This window comes from Pseudomonas sp. Tn43 (assembly GCF_014192635.1).
Classification (GTDB): domain Bacteria; phylum Pseudomonadota; class Gammaproteobacteria; order Pseudomonadales; family Pseudomonadaceae; genus Aquipseudomonas.
In genome coordinates, this window is the sequence record NZ_JACHYG010000009.1 from 1 (window position 1) to 14,110 (window position 14,110).

Below are 14,110 nucleotides of genomic sequence, written 5' to 3' on the forward strand. Positions count from 1 at the left end.
AACCACCTGATCCCATCCCGAACTCAGCAGTGAAACGATGCATCGCCGATGGTAGTGTGGGGTTTCCCCATGTGAGAGTAGGTCATCGTCAAGATTAACTTCCGAAACCCCTATCTGCATCTGCAGGTAGGGGTTTTGTCTTTACGTGGTGGAAAAAGACCACGGCTCCGCCTGACAGACGTAAATGTCCGGCCAACACACCTTTCTGATCCCAACGCTTAGGGCGATGGTGGACACCTATTTTGATCTGCACCGTCAGACGCTTGTTCACAACGCGTTAACGGTTGACGTTGAAGCTGTAACCGCATTCCAGGCACTGATAGTTATCCAGCACCTTCTCATCAATCTGTTCACCCAGCATGGCCCCAGCGATCCCGCCGGCAGCACCACCAAACAGCCCTCCAAGTATGGCGCCAGCGATACTGCCCACAGCGATCCCAACAGGCCCGCCGACTATGCCGAGTACTGCACCAGCTTCCGCTCCCGACAGGGCTCCGGCGGCCCCACTGACTGCACCGCCTGCAGCGCCAATCAAACCACCCGTTTGCTTACCGATATTTTTCGTTACGACACGTCCAGATTTGCAGCTAGGGCAAGGGGTATACATACGTAAATCCTCTCAAGTGATGAGCGTACTAGCCAAAAAGCAGGCACGCTAAATCCCTACCGCAGTTAATACGGTGGGCGTTCACAGAGGTGATATAGGTCTGAATTTTTTTTGATTGGGATTTCAAGCAGCAATTAGTTGAAATCACGCGGCAAGTCGAAATATTCCAAGTGTTATTGAGGACCGGGGGCTGGAAATTGAGTGCGCGTTGCCGTGTCGTTGTGTGGCAGCAAACGCGCGGCGGCGCTGATGAGTCTGATCCAGTCGGCCAAGCTCAATGTGCATGATCCGTACGCGTATTTGAAGGATGTACTGGCGCGACCGCCGACGAAGCGAGCGAGATCGCCGAGCTTTTGCCGCATAACTGGATGCCGTTACGCAACCTGCAATGCCCGTTCGTTTACGGTCTACCTAAGCAATAACCGGATAACAAGCATCACCCCATAGCGTTTCTGGGTTATCCAGCATCAGCAAAATAATCACCGGCACCAGCTTGCCGAGGAGGTTCGAGCAGTCGCGCATTTGATCTCGGTTCACACTGCTATTCCAGGTTGTGCCCCCATGCACTACCTGGTTACGCAATGTATAGATTCGATTGAACAGAACGCCGAGTACTGCTGGGGTATTGCGGTTGGCCAACGCTTGCTGCGCTGCTCGCCGACCACTGGAAAAGCGCTCGGTCCACTGTTGCTCGCTGATCATGCCTTTCTGGTGATCCCAGAAGCTCTGGAACACATAGGGGTTGTCCAGCAACGCGCGAATGCTGCCGGAGAACTCGGACCAGACCAGGTTTTCGATCAGGTTGGCAGTGTCGAGCGCGCACAGCTTGTCCAGGAACGCCTTGAACGTGGATTGCTCGGAAAGACGGAATTGCTCATCGATATCGGTGGCGTAGGCAGAGTTGAAAGCGATCCACAGGAAGATAAAGCGCCCATCGACATCGTCAGCCTGCTCGGCACGATTGAGCCAACTCAGCGCCCGATGAACACGCAAGGTGAGGTTGGGGTGATGACTTTCACGTTCCTGTCGATGACGGGTCTTGAGTGCTTGATGGTCCATGGGGTGCCGATCCTTGAGGTCATGGGCAGTACGTAAACAGAATAGGAGCGTCTGAAAACTTTACATATATTTTGGCTAAACCCAGGCGTTGGTAGAGAAGTGTCTATCCAGGGCCTGAGAACCTGCTCCATTTGTTTACCTGTACGGACAAACAACATGGACGGGGGCTGTGGTTTTGCTTAGGGTATGGCCATTCGATATTACCTGCAAGGTGGTCTGCATGAAGCGCGAACAGTTCCTGGCGCAACCTGAAGTTGAGTCCTTCATCGCATGGCTTGCAGCGAACTTGCCGACGTTGACTTTCAAGCTGCGCTTCAAGGCGAGCAAATTTGTGCCTGGCGGTTTAACGGCTGATGTCCAGGGTTTCGAGCAGGTGCTTGAGTACTATCGCTGGAAGGCAAGCTGGCTAGATACCAATCAAACCCCGGTAGATTCACAAACCTGGGCTGAAACCCAATGCTCCCTCGGGCAACTTCGCGAGTGGCTGACCAGTGCGGTCAGCCTGGGGGATGAGCAACAAGCGCTGCAGGCATGTTTGCAGATTCTTCGCTGGGGTGGTGTCCGGGGAGCCATTCCGTTTTTGCATCGTCTGGCCGCTAAGGGCGAGCTGTCGAGCTATCTGAAAAAGATGGCCCGGCTCATGTCACTCGACGGCGTCAATGATCTGAATGATCTCGACGCGATCAGTGTCGAGCGTTTCGATGCCGGCCTGACTAAGATTCACGCCTTGTTCGATGTGTGGGGCTCACCGATCTATGACAGTCGCGTCGGCGCTGCAATGGGCATGCTGTATTCACTGTTTCGCCAGGAATGGACGGGGAGTGGCAAGCCCTTGCTGGCGTTCCCCTCCGGAGCCGCTCGTGGCAGCCAGATCCGCAACCCGGGAGCATTCTTGAACGGTTTGGCGGCGCCGCAATTTTCGGCGATCGATTATGCCGCATGGGCACGTTGGCAAGTGCGGTTGGGGTGGATTATCCGAGCTCTGCTCAAGCGTACCGGCTGGTTTGCGGAACAAGGGGCTCTGCCCGCGCGGTGCCACGCCTTCGAGGCCAGCCTGTTTATGCTCGGCTATGACCTGCGGTGCTTTGGTGTGACGCTGGCGACTGATCCGAAGGCAGCAGTGCCAGTGATTGATGCGCAGAAAAGCGAACGTGAGGGCACTGGCTGGGTGCCTACCGGGCACCCCTTCAGTCAGGTCCTGAAGGATTATCTGGCCTTCCGCCACAGCGGTTTGCTCGACAACAAAGCGTCCTTCGTTGCATGGCTGTTGACTAACCCGCGTAACGAGAACCCGCTCACGCGTGCCACCGCGCTGGGTTACTGTTTCGCGTTTTCCATTGAGGAATTCGACCTGTTCGGCCGGCCGCTCGAAGAGCTTGAGCGAATCGCCGCAGGTGGCAAGGATGGATTATGTGCGGCACTGGCGACCGAGACATTGGAACCGTTCACCCTGGGTGATGAACGGGCAAGCGTCTGTTTGGTGGATGTGTTGATCACGGGCAATGCGTATCTGCAGGCGACGACTGAAAAGGCACGCATCGGCTACCTCTTGAGCGCCGGATATGCAGGTACCGAGAACTCTGCCAAGACGCTGATGGCGTTGGGGCGCAACGTGGGCAAGCACTTCGGGCTGCTCGATGCAGAACATTTGCCGACGACGTTGTTCGAGCAGTTTTTCGGCGGATGCTCGCTCGACGCCTGACTCACACACGACATTGAATCAGCGTGAAGCGTTCCTGGACGCTTCACCGTACTGGAAGCGACCATGCAAAGCCGAAACGGAATTCAGTTGTACTCTGCCTCAGATATCTGCGGTTTTCTTGAGTGCCAGCACCTCACGGTGCTGGACCTTCAGAACCTTGTAAGCCCTATGGAAAAAGCGGCGGCAAGCGAGCAGAACCGTTTGATCCAGGACAAAGGTCTGGTCCATGAAGCGGCCTTTTTCGAACGGCTGAAAAACCAATACGCCAACGTTGTCGACGTTGCCGAGGGCAATCCGAGTTTCGCGCGTCGGGTGGAACTGACCATCCAGGCCATGAAGGCCGGTGTCGATATCATCTTCCAGGCGTCGCTTCAGGAAGGCGCCTTTATTGGCCATGCCGACTTCCTGCGCAAAGTGCCGCGGGCGTCGGCGCTGGGCGACCACAGCTATGAGGTGATCGACACCAAACTGGCGAAAACGGCCAAGGCCAAGTTCCTTGTACAGGTTGCGCTTTATTCACGAATGCTGATCTCGATCCAGGGTGTACAGCCAACGTTTATGTATGTCGTACTCGGTGATGCTGCGCGTACCGAGCAGGCATTTCGGGTCGCTGACTACGCCGATTATCTGGAGCATGTGCTACAGCGTTTCGAAGCGTTCGTGAACAGTGCCGAGCGACCCGTTACTTACCCGGAGCCATGCGGGCATTGTGGGTTCTGCGCCTGGCGTGATCGCTGCGACGAACAACGACTGCAGGACGATCATCTCTCGGCGGTAGCGGGTATCAGCCGTTCGCAAATCAAGAAGTTACAGATTGCCGGCGTGACCACATTGCACCAGTTGGCGGACAGTACTGACGACCTGCGCATTCCTAAACTGCAGACAGAGTCATTGAGCAAGTTGCGGCATCAGGCGCGTTTGCAGTTCCAGGGGCGTTCCAGTGACGTGCCGTTGTTCGAGCTCCTGCCTGTCTTGGGTGAACGGCGTGGTTTCCATCGGATGCCCAAGGCGGTCGACGGTGATCTGTTCTTCGACATGGAGGGCAATCCGCTGGAGGAGGGAGGGCTGGAATACCTCTTCGGTCTTTACATCGACGAGGGTGGGCAGCAAATTTTCAAACCCTTTTGGGCGCATACCCGGGATGAAGAAAAGATCGCCTTCGAGCAGTTTATCGACTGGGTCATCGGCCATCTCAAGCGTTACCCCGACGCGCATATTTACCACTACGCGAGCTACGAAGAAACAGCTATCAAGCGACTGATGAGCCAACACGGGACGCGCGAAGCGCAAGTGGACTGGTTGCTGCGTAACGGCAAACTGATCGATCTGTACAAGGTCGTGCGTGAAGCGATCCGGGTGTCCGAGCCCAGCTACTCGATCAAGAATATCGAGCACTTTTACATGGATCAGCGCGACGGCGACGTCACCAATGCCGGCGCGAGCATCGTGTTTTATGAGCGGTGGAAAGAGACCGGCGAATCGGCGTTGCTTGAGCAGATCGAGCGTTACAACGAAGACGACGTGCTATCCACCTATCTTCTGCGTAACTGGCTGTTGGAAATCAAGCCGTCGGGTGCAGGCGCTTTTCTCGGGTCTGAAGCCGAAAGCGAGAAATCCATGGCGGAGCAAAAGGAGATCGAGATTCGTCTGGAAGATTATCGCGATCGTTTGCTGGGGGGGATGTGCACCGACGAAGAGGCCATGAGTGACGAGGATCAGGTCACGTTGCTCACCTTCCAGTTACTCGACTTCCACCGCCGCGCAGATAAGCCGACATGGTGGCAGCTGTTCAGCCGTCAGGACATGACAACCGAGGAACTGCTGGAAGATATCGAGAGTCTGGCCGGTTTGCAGCGCACAAAAACACCGCCGGAACCGATCAATCGGTCTTATCTGTATGAGTACAGTTTCGAACCTCAAGAAACCAAAATGCGTACCGGTTCTCAGGGCGTCATCACCGAGTCCCTGGCCAGCGTGCAGCTGGTTAATCTGGACCATGACTACGGTCTGGCGACATTCAAGGCTACCGAGAGAAATGCACCGCCTGATTACTTCGACATGATTCCCGGGAGGCCGATCCCGTCTACTTCGCTGCGCAAGGCGTTGTTCCGTTATGCCGACAGCCTCCTGGCCGGCGAACAGCGCTTCCAGGCGGTTGCAGACTTTCTGCATCGACGCGCTCCGCGGGTGAAGGGCGTCAAGCCGGGTGCACCACTGCTTGATTCAAGCCTGCCGACGATTGATGCCATCAAGCAGGTGGTGCGAAACCTCGAGCACAGCGTGCTGTTTATTCAGGGGCCGCCAGGTGCAGGCAAGACCTACACCGGCTCGCACGTCATCGTTGACTTGCTCAAGGCAGGCAAGCGCATCGGCGTAACTTCCAATTCGCACCACGCCATCAATAACCTGCTGGCGGCGGTTGAATCTCGTGCGCAAGAAGAGGGGTTCACTTTCACGGGATTGAGAAAGTCCTCGGACGGGGAAGGTACGGAGTTCACCGGACGCTGCATTCGTTCCATCGAGGACAAAAAGGAGTTCCTCGATGCCTGGGGGCCGAACACGGACTTGACGGCCGGCACCGCCTGGCTATTTGCCGACCCTGCTTTCGCCGAGCAACTGGACTACCTCTTCATCGACGAGGCTGGTCAGGTGAGTGTGGCGAATCTGGTCACGATGGGCTTGGCTGCGCGAAACATCGTCCTGATGGGTGACCAGATGCAATTGTCGCAGCCAGTGCAAGGCGTGCATCCGGGCCGCTCCGGCGATTCCATCCTCGACTATCTGCTGGACGGCACGCCCACAATCGCGCCTGATCGTGGGGTGTTCCTGGAGCAAACCTGGCGGATGCACCCCAACGTTTGCTCGTTCATTTCGCAAGCCGTGTACGAAGGGCAACTTTCTTCGGCGCCCGGTACTGAGAAGCGGGTGTTGTTACTGGATGGCCAGCGACCGGAAGTGCCGAACAGCGGGCTGATGTTTTGCCCTGTGGAGCACGATGGCAACAGCCAGAGTTCGGACGAAGAAGCGGCGCAAGTCCAAGCGCTTTACGCATACTTCTTGCGCCAGCGTTATGTGGATAAGAAGGGCGTAGAGCACGCGATCTGCATCGAAAACATCCTGGTAGTAGCCCCCTATAACCTGCAAGTGCAGTTGTTGAAACAGGTGCTGCCAGCGGGCGCTCGTGTCGGTACTGTGGATAAGTTTCAGGGGCAGGAAGCGGAGATTGTCATCGTATCGATGGCGACCTCGAATGAAGACTATTTGCCCAGAGACATTGGCTTCCTGTATTCGAAAAATCGCTTGAATGTGGCCGTCAGCCGGGCGAAATCGCTGGCCTGTATCGTCGCCAGCCCCGATCTGACTGCCATACGCTGCCTGACTCCGCACGACATGAGCCTGGTCAACGGTTTGTGCATGGCTGTCAGGTACGGGACGGCTGCCAATGCTCTCGCCCGGTGTGAGTAGCGCCATCAAGGGTTTTGTCATCTATCCGCAACAGGGAAGACAGTAATGCCATACACGCCCGCTTTGCTTCCTCTGCTGCAGAAGGCTTTGGCCTCGACGAGCTTTTGCGTTGACGACATGGAGGGGCTCGGCTTGGGGGACTGGCACGCTTCAGTGCTTCTCGACAATACGCAGTATCTGTCGTCGTTTGATCCGCTGGCGTTCAATGACCGGAATCTTGTGGGGGACACCCCACTGGACATCGCCTATCGGCTGAACCGAATCGCCCTGATAGAGAAGCTGGAGGCACTTGGTGCCTTGGGGGACAAGCAACTGCGGGACTGGAAAGGCCTCGGCAGCTTCATGCCGCACGATAAATACATGCATCTTCCCGCCAGGCAGGGAAAAATAAAAACTCTAGAAACGCGTTTCCGGCTAGGCGGGAGTCTCAACCATCGTGATGTGGGCGGAAATACGCCTATCCATTGGCTCGCAATAAACGGCCACTTCAAGGCCGTCAAGTACTTCACTGACAACTACAATATGTTCGAGCTTGATATGAACGCGAAGAACAACGAGGGCAATACCGCTCGAAATCTGGCCATCCTCAATGGCCATCACGACATAGCGCAGCAGCTGCTGATCCGGGAGATCAACAACTACATAAGTGCTGCGCGTATCTGGCACGAGATGTCGGCCGGGTGGACATGGATGTTGCCGCGTCGAAACGCCTGACAGACAGCGATCGACTCGGGGCAACACGCCTTCGACCAGAGGCTTGAGGATCAGTCATGCATGAGCCAGGGGCGCAGCTCCTTGAGGTTGGTTGCCACGATTTGCTGTGCCTCGGGGTTAGTGGCCTGGTTTCTCGGGTCGATCTGATAGCGTTGCAATACATACTTCACCAGCGCCCTGCGACTGGGCACCATTAGCTGGCCATCAATCATGCCGAAGTCGGTTTCGATGATTGACTTCTGCGCCGCGTTCAATCGCCCATCGGCTGCAAAGATGACGGGTATCTCGGTATTCCAGTCTTCGTCCAGCTCACGAGTGTTCTGCGATTCGTCGAGCAAATCCGGCTGCCCCCGTAGGCGGCTGAGTACAAAGTCGCGGTACTGGCCATTCTTCTCGCAGTAAGCCCGTACATGCCATCGCATACCGGTGTAGACCAGCGTGTGAGGGGCTATGAGGCGAATCTCCACGTTCGGAGTATTGAGCGACACGTACTCGGTTTCCAGGCGCAGGCCATCGCGACAGGCCTTGAGTAATGGGCGCAGGACTTCCGGCCGAATCGGACGATCCGGGACTTCCAGTACCTTGGTGTGGGCGTAGGCCAGGGCGAGCCCATCGATGTGCGGGGCGCGTTCGTTGTTCTGGTAAAGCAGGTGCAAATAGGCGCTGGCGCTGTCGTCGATGAACAGCGGTTTGAACGTCTTACTGGGCACGTAGCCTTTTATTTTTTTGTCATATGTAAGATTTTTAGGCGCATGTTCTGTGATGTAGGTGTTGATGTCCTTGGACGCCTGCTGACGGCTGATGCCGAAGCTCTGCATCAAGTGTCCCGTGGTCAACCGGCCCTCCCACCAGGCAACGGTCTCAATCAAACGATAGCGAAGTGCCAGATCCCAGCGGACCTGTTCGATGGACTGCTTGCGTTTCATACCCTCTCCATGTGCGCGAATTCTTTACCTGTATAAGTCTACATTCTAGACCTGTCGTTAAACACTACATATCGTGTGTCTGTCTTCAAAATGAATTGAAGTCACGAAAGGAAGTGGACATGAGTATGTCGGAAGCGGTTTCGACGGGTGCATTGCTGATGATGGGAGCAATCCTGCTGGTGTTACTGCATCAGTGTCTGAGATTGCGTGAGCTCTGGCAGATGGCTATGGGCTGCCAAAAAAATGTGCGCTGGGCGCGGATCTGGGAAGTGGAAAACCGCGAATTGCGTTCGGCGTTGCGAGCCGAGAAAGAGCACGTCCAGCAGTTGCAAAGAAAGCTGGTGATTCTGCAGGAATTGATCCCTGCAGAGGGATGAGGGAAAGGACATGAACAGACTTGAACGGATCAAGGGTTGCCTGCTCGGCGGCGCCGTCGGAGATGCGCTAGGCGCCCCAGTGGAGTTTCTCGAGTGGTCTGCAATTGAAGCTAAGTTCGGTCCACAAGGTATCGTTGATTTTGCCCCTGCTTTTGGTACCGCCGGCGCCATCACCGACGACACGCAGATGATGCTTTTCACCGCAGAAGGCTTGCTGCGGGCTTATGTGTGCGGCAGCTCTCGAGGGACTTGCCACGTCCCCAGCATTATTCACCATTCGTTGCTGCGCTGGCTGATAACCCAGGACTACCCTACGGCGATGCCGATCGGCGTGGACGGCTGGCTGATCAAGCAATCGGAGCTCTGGTCTCGGCGCGCCCCTGGCACTACTTGCCTAGGTGCACTCAAGGCCAGTCCGCGGCTGGGCGCAGTTGCCGAGAACAACAGCAAAGGCTGTGGCGCCTTGATGCGCGTTGCGCCCTGCGCCTTTTTTGCAAACGCCTTTGACTACGCTGCCCAGTCAGGACGCCTGACTCACGGACATCCTACGGGCTACCTGGCGGCCGGGTTGTTTGCCGATATTCTCCAGCGCATTGTCGATCGGCAAGACAGCTTGGAGCACGCGGTTACTCAGAGCTTGGCCAAATATGGACAAACGCCGGGTATGGAAGAAACACGGAGCCTCATTGAGCGCGTACTTTTCTACTTTTACGAGGGCTACCAGCCCACTCCGCAACGAATAGGCGAGCTCGGTGGCGGATGGGTCGCCGAAGAAACGCTGGCTATCGGCTTGTGGTGCGCCCTGGCAGCGCGTTCGTTCGAAGAGGGCGTGATCACAGCGGTGAATCACAGTGGCGATAGCGACAGTACCGGGCTCATCGCCGGGCACTTGTTGGGCGTTCAGTATGGTGCTGCGGCGATTCCTGCTCGGTGGTTCGAACAATTGGAGCTGCGCGAAGTGATTGTGCAAATCGCCGAGGACATTGAGCGCATTCCGCGTGAGTACTGTGGGTATGGTGGAGAGTTCGATCAGCAGATCGAGCTGGCGTATCCCGCTGGCTGAGAGCGCTGATGGAGACGACTATGGATAATTTTCAGGAGAGCTGCGATGCCTATAAAGCCCAGGCCATTTACGTTTGTGTGTGGTGAATGTGGTTGGAGGAAAACGGTGGCACCGCAGAGTGATGCGCTGGGACCAGGGGAGTGGTTCAAGCAGTGCCCGAAGTGCGGGAGCGAGCCGTTGAAGATACGGGCTGCTGGCTGGGTTGAGCGGACGTTGGCGCAGTTGCTTGTGCGTCGTTAAGTGAATTGTCAGTGATGTTTGGGGAGAGCTGTTCCTCTGCGCGGGCGACGTGCTCGTCGCAGATATAGGCAGCGGCCCCCAACGTCGTCGATGTAACCCACAATCGGTGTGATATCCGGGATTACATCGATCGATATCTCTCCATAGCGGTGGTTCCAAGAACAGCGCGTGCTGAGTGACGCCTCTGACCTCGATGCAGGGCTAGAAGGAATCTCGTCGATCTCGTCGAGTGCTGGTCGCTCGGCCTGCTGCAATTGGCTGTCATCACCCAGTTCTGTCTCGCAAAGTTGCGGATGACTCAGTGCGCCAGATTGCGGCGGACGCGACGCGAGCGGGTTGCGCAGCACTCACAAGTAGCGCAACTCGTGGATGTTCGCCACCCCGAATCTGCTGCTACGTTGTAGTGGACTGAGTGATAGCACTGAGCTATCTTTGTTTCGGCTGGCACCACAGCCAGCCGCGCAAAGGACGTGAAGCATGGGCAAGGGATTGTTCTTGACTGCACCACTGAAGTCGACATCACCAGCCGGGAGCGTTGATTGTGTTTCCTTGCACTAAGTGCGGGCTGTGCTGCAAGAATCTGGACAAGTCTTCTGTTTATTCATATTTGGATAGGGGCGACGGCACTTGCGTTAATTTTGATAGTGCAAGTCATCTCTGCAAAATTTATGAGGATCGGCCTTTGATCTGCAGGGTCGATGCTTACTATGAGCGAAATTTATCCGCCAGCATGAGCCGGGATGAATATATCGCCGCCAATATACAAAGTTGCAGGGATGTACAGGCTGCAGAAAAGTTACTTATTTCGTCAATTGATTGAGAGGGATCTTAAGTGCCTATTCCGTTTATTTTGTGGGGTGCCGCCGCCGCATTGGCAGCGACAGGTGTGTTCAAGGGAGTTGAGGCTTCCGGTAATTTCGACAAGGCCAAGGAAATCGGTAAGGCCGCCGAGAGCAACTACAAGAAAGCGTCGAAAAAATTGGATGAGTCCCGTGCCGAAACCCAAACTGTCCTTGCGGCACTGGGGGAGCTGAAAGTTCATACGTTCACCCGGCAGATAAAGCACCTCATCGAAGCGATCAAAAAACAGAAGAACGCCAAGAGTACCCTGAAAGGTTTTAATGAAGACCTGACCATCGATGAACTGAAGGCCTATGAAACGCTAGTGCTCAATTCCCTGGCCATTGAAAAAGGCCTTGCCTCCGGCATTGGCGGCGGTGCCTTAGCGGCCATCGGTGCCTACGGTTCGGTAGGCGCCTTGGCCAGTGCCTCCACCGGTGCTGCCATTTCCGGGCTTTCCGGGGTCGCGGCAACCAATGCCACCTTGGCATGGCTGGGCGGAGGAGCACTGAGTGCGGGGGGATTCGGCATGGCCGGCGGTATGTTGGCTTTGGGCGGAATTGTGTTGGGCCCGGCCCTGGCCATCGGCGGCTTCATGATGGCGGGCAAGGCTGAAGAAGCTCTAACCAAGGCCCATCAGTACGACGCCGAAGTTGAAACTGCAATTGCGGACATGGACGTGCTGAAAACTGCTCTCAAGGCGGTAAGGTCCAACGCTGCGGAGATGACCAAGACCATTAATGAACTGGTGGCGCGCTTTGAATTGATCAAGGTTGATGACGACAGTGACCGCGCCGCATTCGAAAGAATGATGGCTTTGGGCGTGGGCTTGAAGAAGGTGCTGGACGTGCCGATCATTACCCAGGACGGAGCTGCGACCAAGGATATCAAGCGCACTATTTCCGGCATATTGACCTTGGACTAACGTCATGAAAAAACAAGTTGCGAGTCTGGTTAAGAATCTTCCTGTCAATCCGACGGAGGCTGCTGGGACGTCTTTCAATATGCTGGTTTCGGCCTGGGCCGATTACAAGAAAATCGCCGAGACAGAAGGTACAAAGAGGGCGGCTATCTCAGCGTTCAAAGAAACCAAGCTGGCTCAGATTGAATCTCAGAGAAGCATCCTTGAACAGTACCTTTCGGGTGTATTCAAGGAAAGGGCCTCGACGATAAACGGCTTTTTCGAGCGACTGGATAAGGGTATTGAAAATGGCGACAGCGAACTGATTGGCCTGGCTATCGGCGCCATCGTCGATATCACCAAGGAGTCTCCCCTTGCGGGTGCGCGGGAGATTATCGGAGCGATGTACGATCCGGACATCAAGACGATAGAGATCTGAATCCTACGACCTGTCGATGCAAGCGAGCTTGCATCGACAGGTATTGTGACTGAATGTTAGGTTCAGACCAGAAGGTCCAGCTTTCTTTTCTTGAAGGACGTTATTACGCGTTGATGCCATTCTTTAATAATTTTCGTGGTTTCTACGTCATTTACGCATTTGTTAAGCGTGCCCTGTGGTTGAGGTAGCGTCCTGCCATCCAACTCCCAGTCAAGCACCCTGATGGGCCTGCGGTTCTCGATCCAACCCAGATCGGTGTCGTCATCTTCCACTTCATACCACCCACCCACGACCTGAACCAGGGCAATCAGTTTTGCTCCATTTTTTATGGCAACGATGTCGTTGACGTTCATTTCAGTGCGAAAAGAATCAATGGTGCTTTTTCCCGCCTTCCAATTACCCAGGCCAATGATTTTCTTGTGTTCGAGAATCGAATGTACGTTTGCATCGGCAAAGGACTTATCGTCTGGATGAATCTGCATATGCCAGTAGGTAACGGTCATGTTAAATCCTTGTGGGCGACGATTCTGGTGGTGGGGCTGACTATACACTTTGAAGGGCCTCGGGTTTCTAGGCGTTTTAAAATTTCAGCTTTTGGCCGATAGTTACCTGTCTCGTCCGGCCGAAAATGACCCATACCGGCCGGTCGTCGCCGGCAGATATTCACAAAGAGAACAGTTAAGAGGTTTATTAAGGGATTTATGTCCCATTAATTCGATCCCGTAGCCAATACTGTCCGGCTGCGAAGCCGAGTCAATGTAAGCGAACAAGGCTGCTCATAAATCGGTATTTATGGTAAATCCCAGGTTCTAACGCGGACAATCCAGCGCAGAGCGCTTTTCCTAAGGCTCACTCAGCCTCTATCCATTGAGCTCCGACCTTTTTGAATTCAGTGAGAGCAGGGGCGTGACCCACGGCAACGTAAATCGCGAAAAGAGCCCTGCCAGTGGCTGAGTTTAGGATTTCTTGGGCGTTCATTGGCTAGCTTGTTCGAAGTATGCTTAGGTGCTTTTCAATTATGTCATGTTAGGAGTAAGTAATGAGTGATTATCAAGATTTTTGTGAAGCGTTTGGAGGCAATGCAAGTGATCCTGATTTCATGGATAACTGGCTCGCAGAATATTGCACTGAGATCTCCTCAAAGGCATCTGACTTACAGTCTAGAATCGAATCGTTTAACTATGAGGACTTGCTGGCTAAATACAACCTCACCAAAGAAGAAGTGATTCAGATAAAAAGCTATATGGGTATTTACTGTGAAAATAACTTTAAAACTCAAAAAGCGGCCAATAATTATATTACTGAGCGCAAGCTATGGAGTGAGTTTCCTGACATAAGGTCGTTAAATGATCATGGGTTATATGTAAATATTCCAGGGATTCTTCCTAAGTTTTATAGAATAACATGTGAGATATTGGAAATAATGAAGGGCGCCGGAGCTCAATTAACAAAAGCCACCAAGTACTAATATAGATTTTTAGAAGTGTCTTTGAGCTGCCTTGAGGCACCCTCTGCCAGCGCCTTCTTGCGTCAGACCTTTCTTAGGAGGGCCTGGATCATTCAGGCCTTTCTTGTTGCAAATATCCTGAGTTATACGACGATTCACTCGCGCCTGACGGTAAAGGCTTTAAATGTCACGTGCGTCTGTCGCAGGTGCCCAATTATCTGAGACATGAAATGCGATAGATGTGCCATTGAGAAGGATGGGAGGTGAACCCGATACGCTCGCGTGCTCCCACTCAAGGCAAAAATCTGGTGTCGCAGCGAGGCACGCTGG

At 54.5% G+C, this 14,110-nt stretch carries 13 protein-coding genes, 1 rRNA gene and 1 pseudogene; 11 read left to right on the top strand and 4 right to left on the bottom strand.

The window, feature by feature from the left end; translation table 11 throughout:
- Positions 1 to 94 (top strand): 5S ribosomal RNA (gene rrf, locus FHW68_RS21410); the annotation flags it as partial.
- A gap of 183 nt (positions 95 to 277) precedes the next feature.
- Here rrf and FHW68_RS21415 read toward each other — a convergent pair.
- Positions 278 to 607 carry a hypothetical protein gene (locus FHW68_RS21415; RefSeq protein WP_183682979.1) on the bottom strand — a complete coding sequence of 110 codons (330 nt, stop codon included), beginning with the start codon at positions 605 to 607 and terminating at the stop codon, positions 278 to 280.
- 210 nt (positions 608 to 817) lie between these two features.
- On the opposite strand from FHW68_RS21415, the pseudogene FHW68_RS21420 reads away from it, so the two are divergent.
- Positions 818 to 1,029 (top strand): annotated as a pseudogene (locus tag FHW68_RS21420) (transposase domain-containing protein); the annotation flags it as partial.
- On the opposite strand, the gene FHW68_RS21425 reads toward FHW68_RS21420, so the two are convergent.
- Positions 1,019 to 1,666 (bottom strand): HEPN domain-containing protein, encoded by a 648-nt coding sequence (locus FHW68_RS21425; RefSeq protein ID WP_183682982.1) that lies wholly within the window; start codon positions 1,664 to 1,666, stop codon positions 1,019 to 1,021. The pseudogene FHW68_RS21420 and the gene FHW68_RS21425 overlap by 11 nt on opposite strands.
- Positions 1,667 to 1,886: 220 nt before the next feature.
- On the opposite strand from FHW68_RS21425, the gene FHW68_RS21430 reads away from it, so the two are divergent.
- From FHW68_RS21430 to FHW68_RS21440, 3 genes are all read left to right on the top strand, one after another.
- Positions 1,887 to 3,368 carry a hypothetical protein gene (locus FHW68_RS21430; RefSeq protein ID WP_183682985.1) on the top strand — a complete coding sequence of 494 codons (1,482 nt, stop codon included), beginning with the start codon at positions 1,887 to 1,889 and terminating at the stop codon, positions 3,366 to 3,368.
- Positions 3,369 to 3,431: 63 nt separating this feature from the next.
- The gene (locus tag FHW68_RS21435) at positions 3,432 to 6,833 is read left to right on the top strand and encodes a TM0106 family RecB-like putative nuclease (RefSeq protein WP_183682988.1); all 3,402 of its coding nucleotides are present in this window, start codon (positions 3,432 to 3,434) and stop codon (positions 6,831 to 6,833) included.
- A 45-nt stretch (positions 6,834 to 6,878) separates the two neighbouring features.
- Positions 6,879 to 7,547 carry an ankyrin repeat domain-containing protein gene (locus FHW68_RS21440; RefSeq protein ID WP_183682991.1) on the top strand — a complete coding sequence of 223 codons (669 nt, stop codon included), beginning with the start codon at positions 6,879 to 6,881 and terminating at the stop codon, positions 7,545 to 7,547.
- Positions 7,548 to 7,597: 50 nt separating this feature from the next.
- Here FHW68_RS21440 and FHW68_RS21445 read toward each other — a convergent pair whose 3' ends face one another.
- Positions 7,598 to 8,473, bottom strand: coding sequence for a WYL domain-containing protein (locus tag FHW68_RS21445; protein ID WP_183682995.1), 876 nt, complete (start codon positions 8,471 to 8,473; stop codon positions 7,598 to 7,600).
- Between the two features lie 119 nt (positions 8,474 to 8,592).
- On the opposite strand from FHW68_RS21445, the gene FHW68_RS21450 reads away from it, so the two are divergent.
- From FHW68_RS21450 to FHW68_RS21470, 5 genes are all read left to right on the top strand, one after another.
- Positions 8,593 to 8,850: a hypothetical protein gene (locus FHW68_RS21450; RefSeq protein ID WP_183682998.1), complete on the top strand. Its 258-nt coding sequence runs from the start codon at positions 8,593 to 8,595 to the stop codon at positions 8,848 to 8,850.
- 10 nt (positions 8,851 to 8,860) lie between these two features.
- The gene (locus FHW68_RS21455) at positions 8,861 to 9,913 is read left to right on the top strand and encodes an ADP-ribosylglycohydrolase family protein (RefSeq protein WP_183683001.1); all 1,053 of its coding nucleotides are present in this window, start codon (positions 8,861 to 8,863) and stop codon (positions 9,911 to 9,913) included.
- 781 nt (positions 9,914 to 10,694) lie between these two features.
- The gene (locus FHW68_RS21460) at positions 10,695 to 10,973 is read left to right on the top strand and encodes a YkgJ family cysteine cluster protein (RefSeq protein WP_311656558.1); all 279 of its coding nucleotides are present in this window, start codon (positions 10,695 to 10,697) and stop codon (positions 10,971 to 10,973) included.
- A 30-nt stretch (positions 10,974 to 11,003) separates the two neighbouring features.
- Entirely contained in the window at positions 11,004 to 11,918 is a 915-nt protein-coding gene (locus FHW68_RS21465; RefSeq protein WP_221217233.1) for a hypothetical protein, read from the top strand.
- 4 nt (positions 11,919 to 11,922) lie between these two features.
- Positions 11,923 to 12,333 (top strand): hypothetical protein, encoded by a 411-nt coding sequence (locus FHW68_RS21470; RefSeq protein WP_150788326.1) that lies wholly within the window; start codon positions 11,923 to 11,925, stop codon positions 12,331 to 12,333.
- Positions 12,334 to 12,395: 62 nt separating this feature from the next.
- On the opposite strand, the gene FHW68_RS21475 is transcribed toward FHW68_RS21470, so the two are convergent.
- On the bottom strand, positions 12,396 to 12,836 hold the full coding sequence (locus FHW68_RS21475; RefSeq protein ID WP_150788325.1) for a pyruvate kinase: 441 nt from the start codon (positions 12,834 to 12,836) through the stop codon (positions 12,396 to 12,398).
- 536 nt (positions 12,837 to 13,372) lie between these two features.
- On the opposite strand from FHW68_RS21475, the gene FHW68_RS21480 reads away from it, so the two are divergent.
- On the top strand, positions 13,373 to 13,801 hold the full coding sequence (locus FHW68_RS21480; protein ID WP_183683010.1) for a hypothetical protein: 429 nt from the start codon (positions 13,373 to 13,375) through the stop codon (positions 13,799 to 13,801).
- Positions 13,802 to 14,110 lie beyond the last annotated feature (309 nt).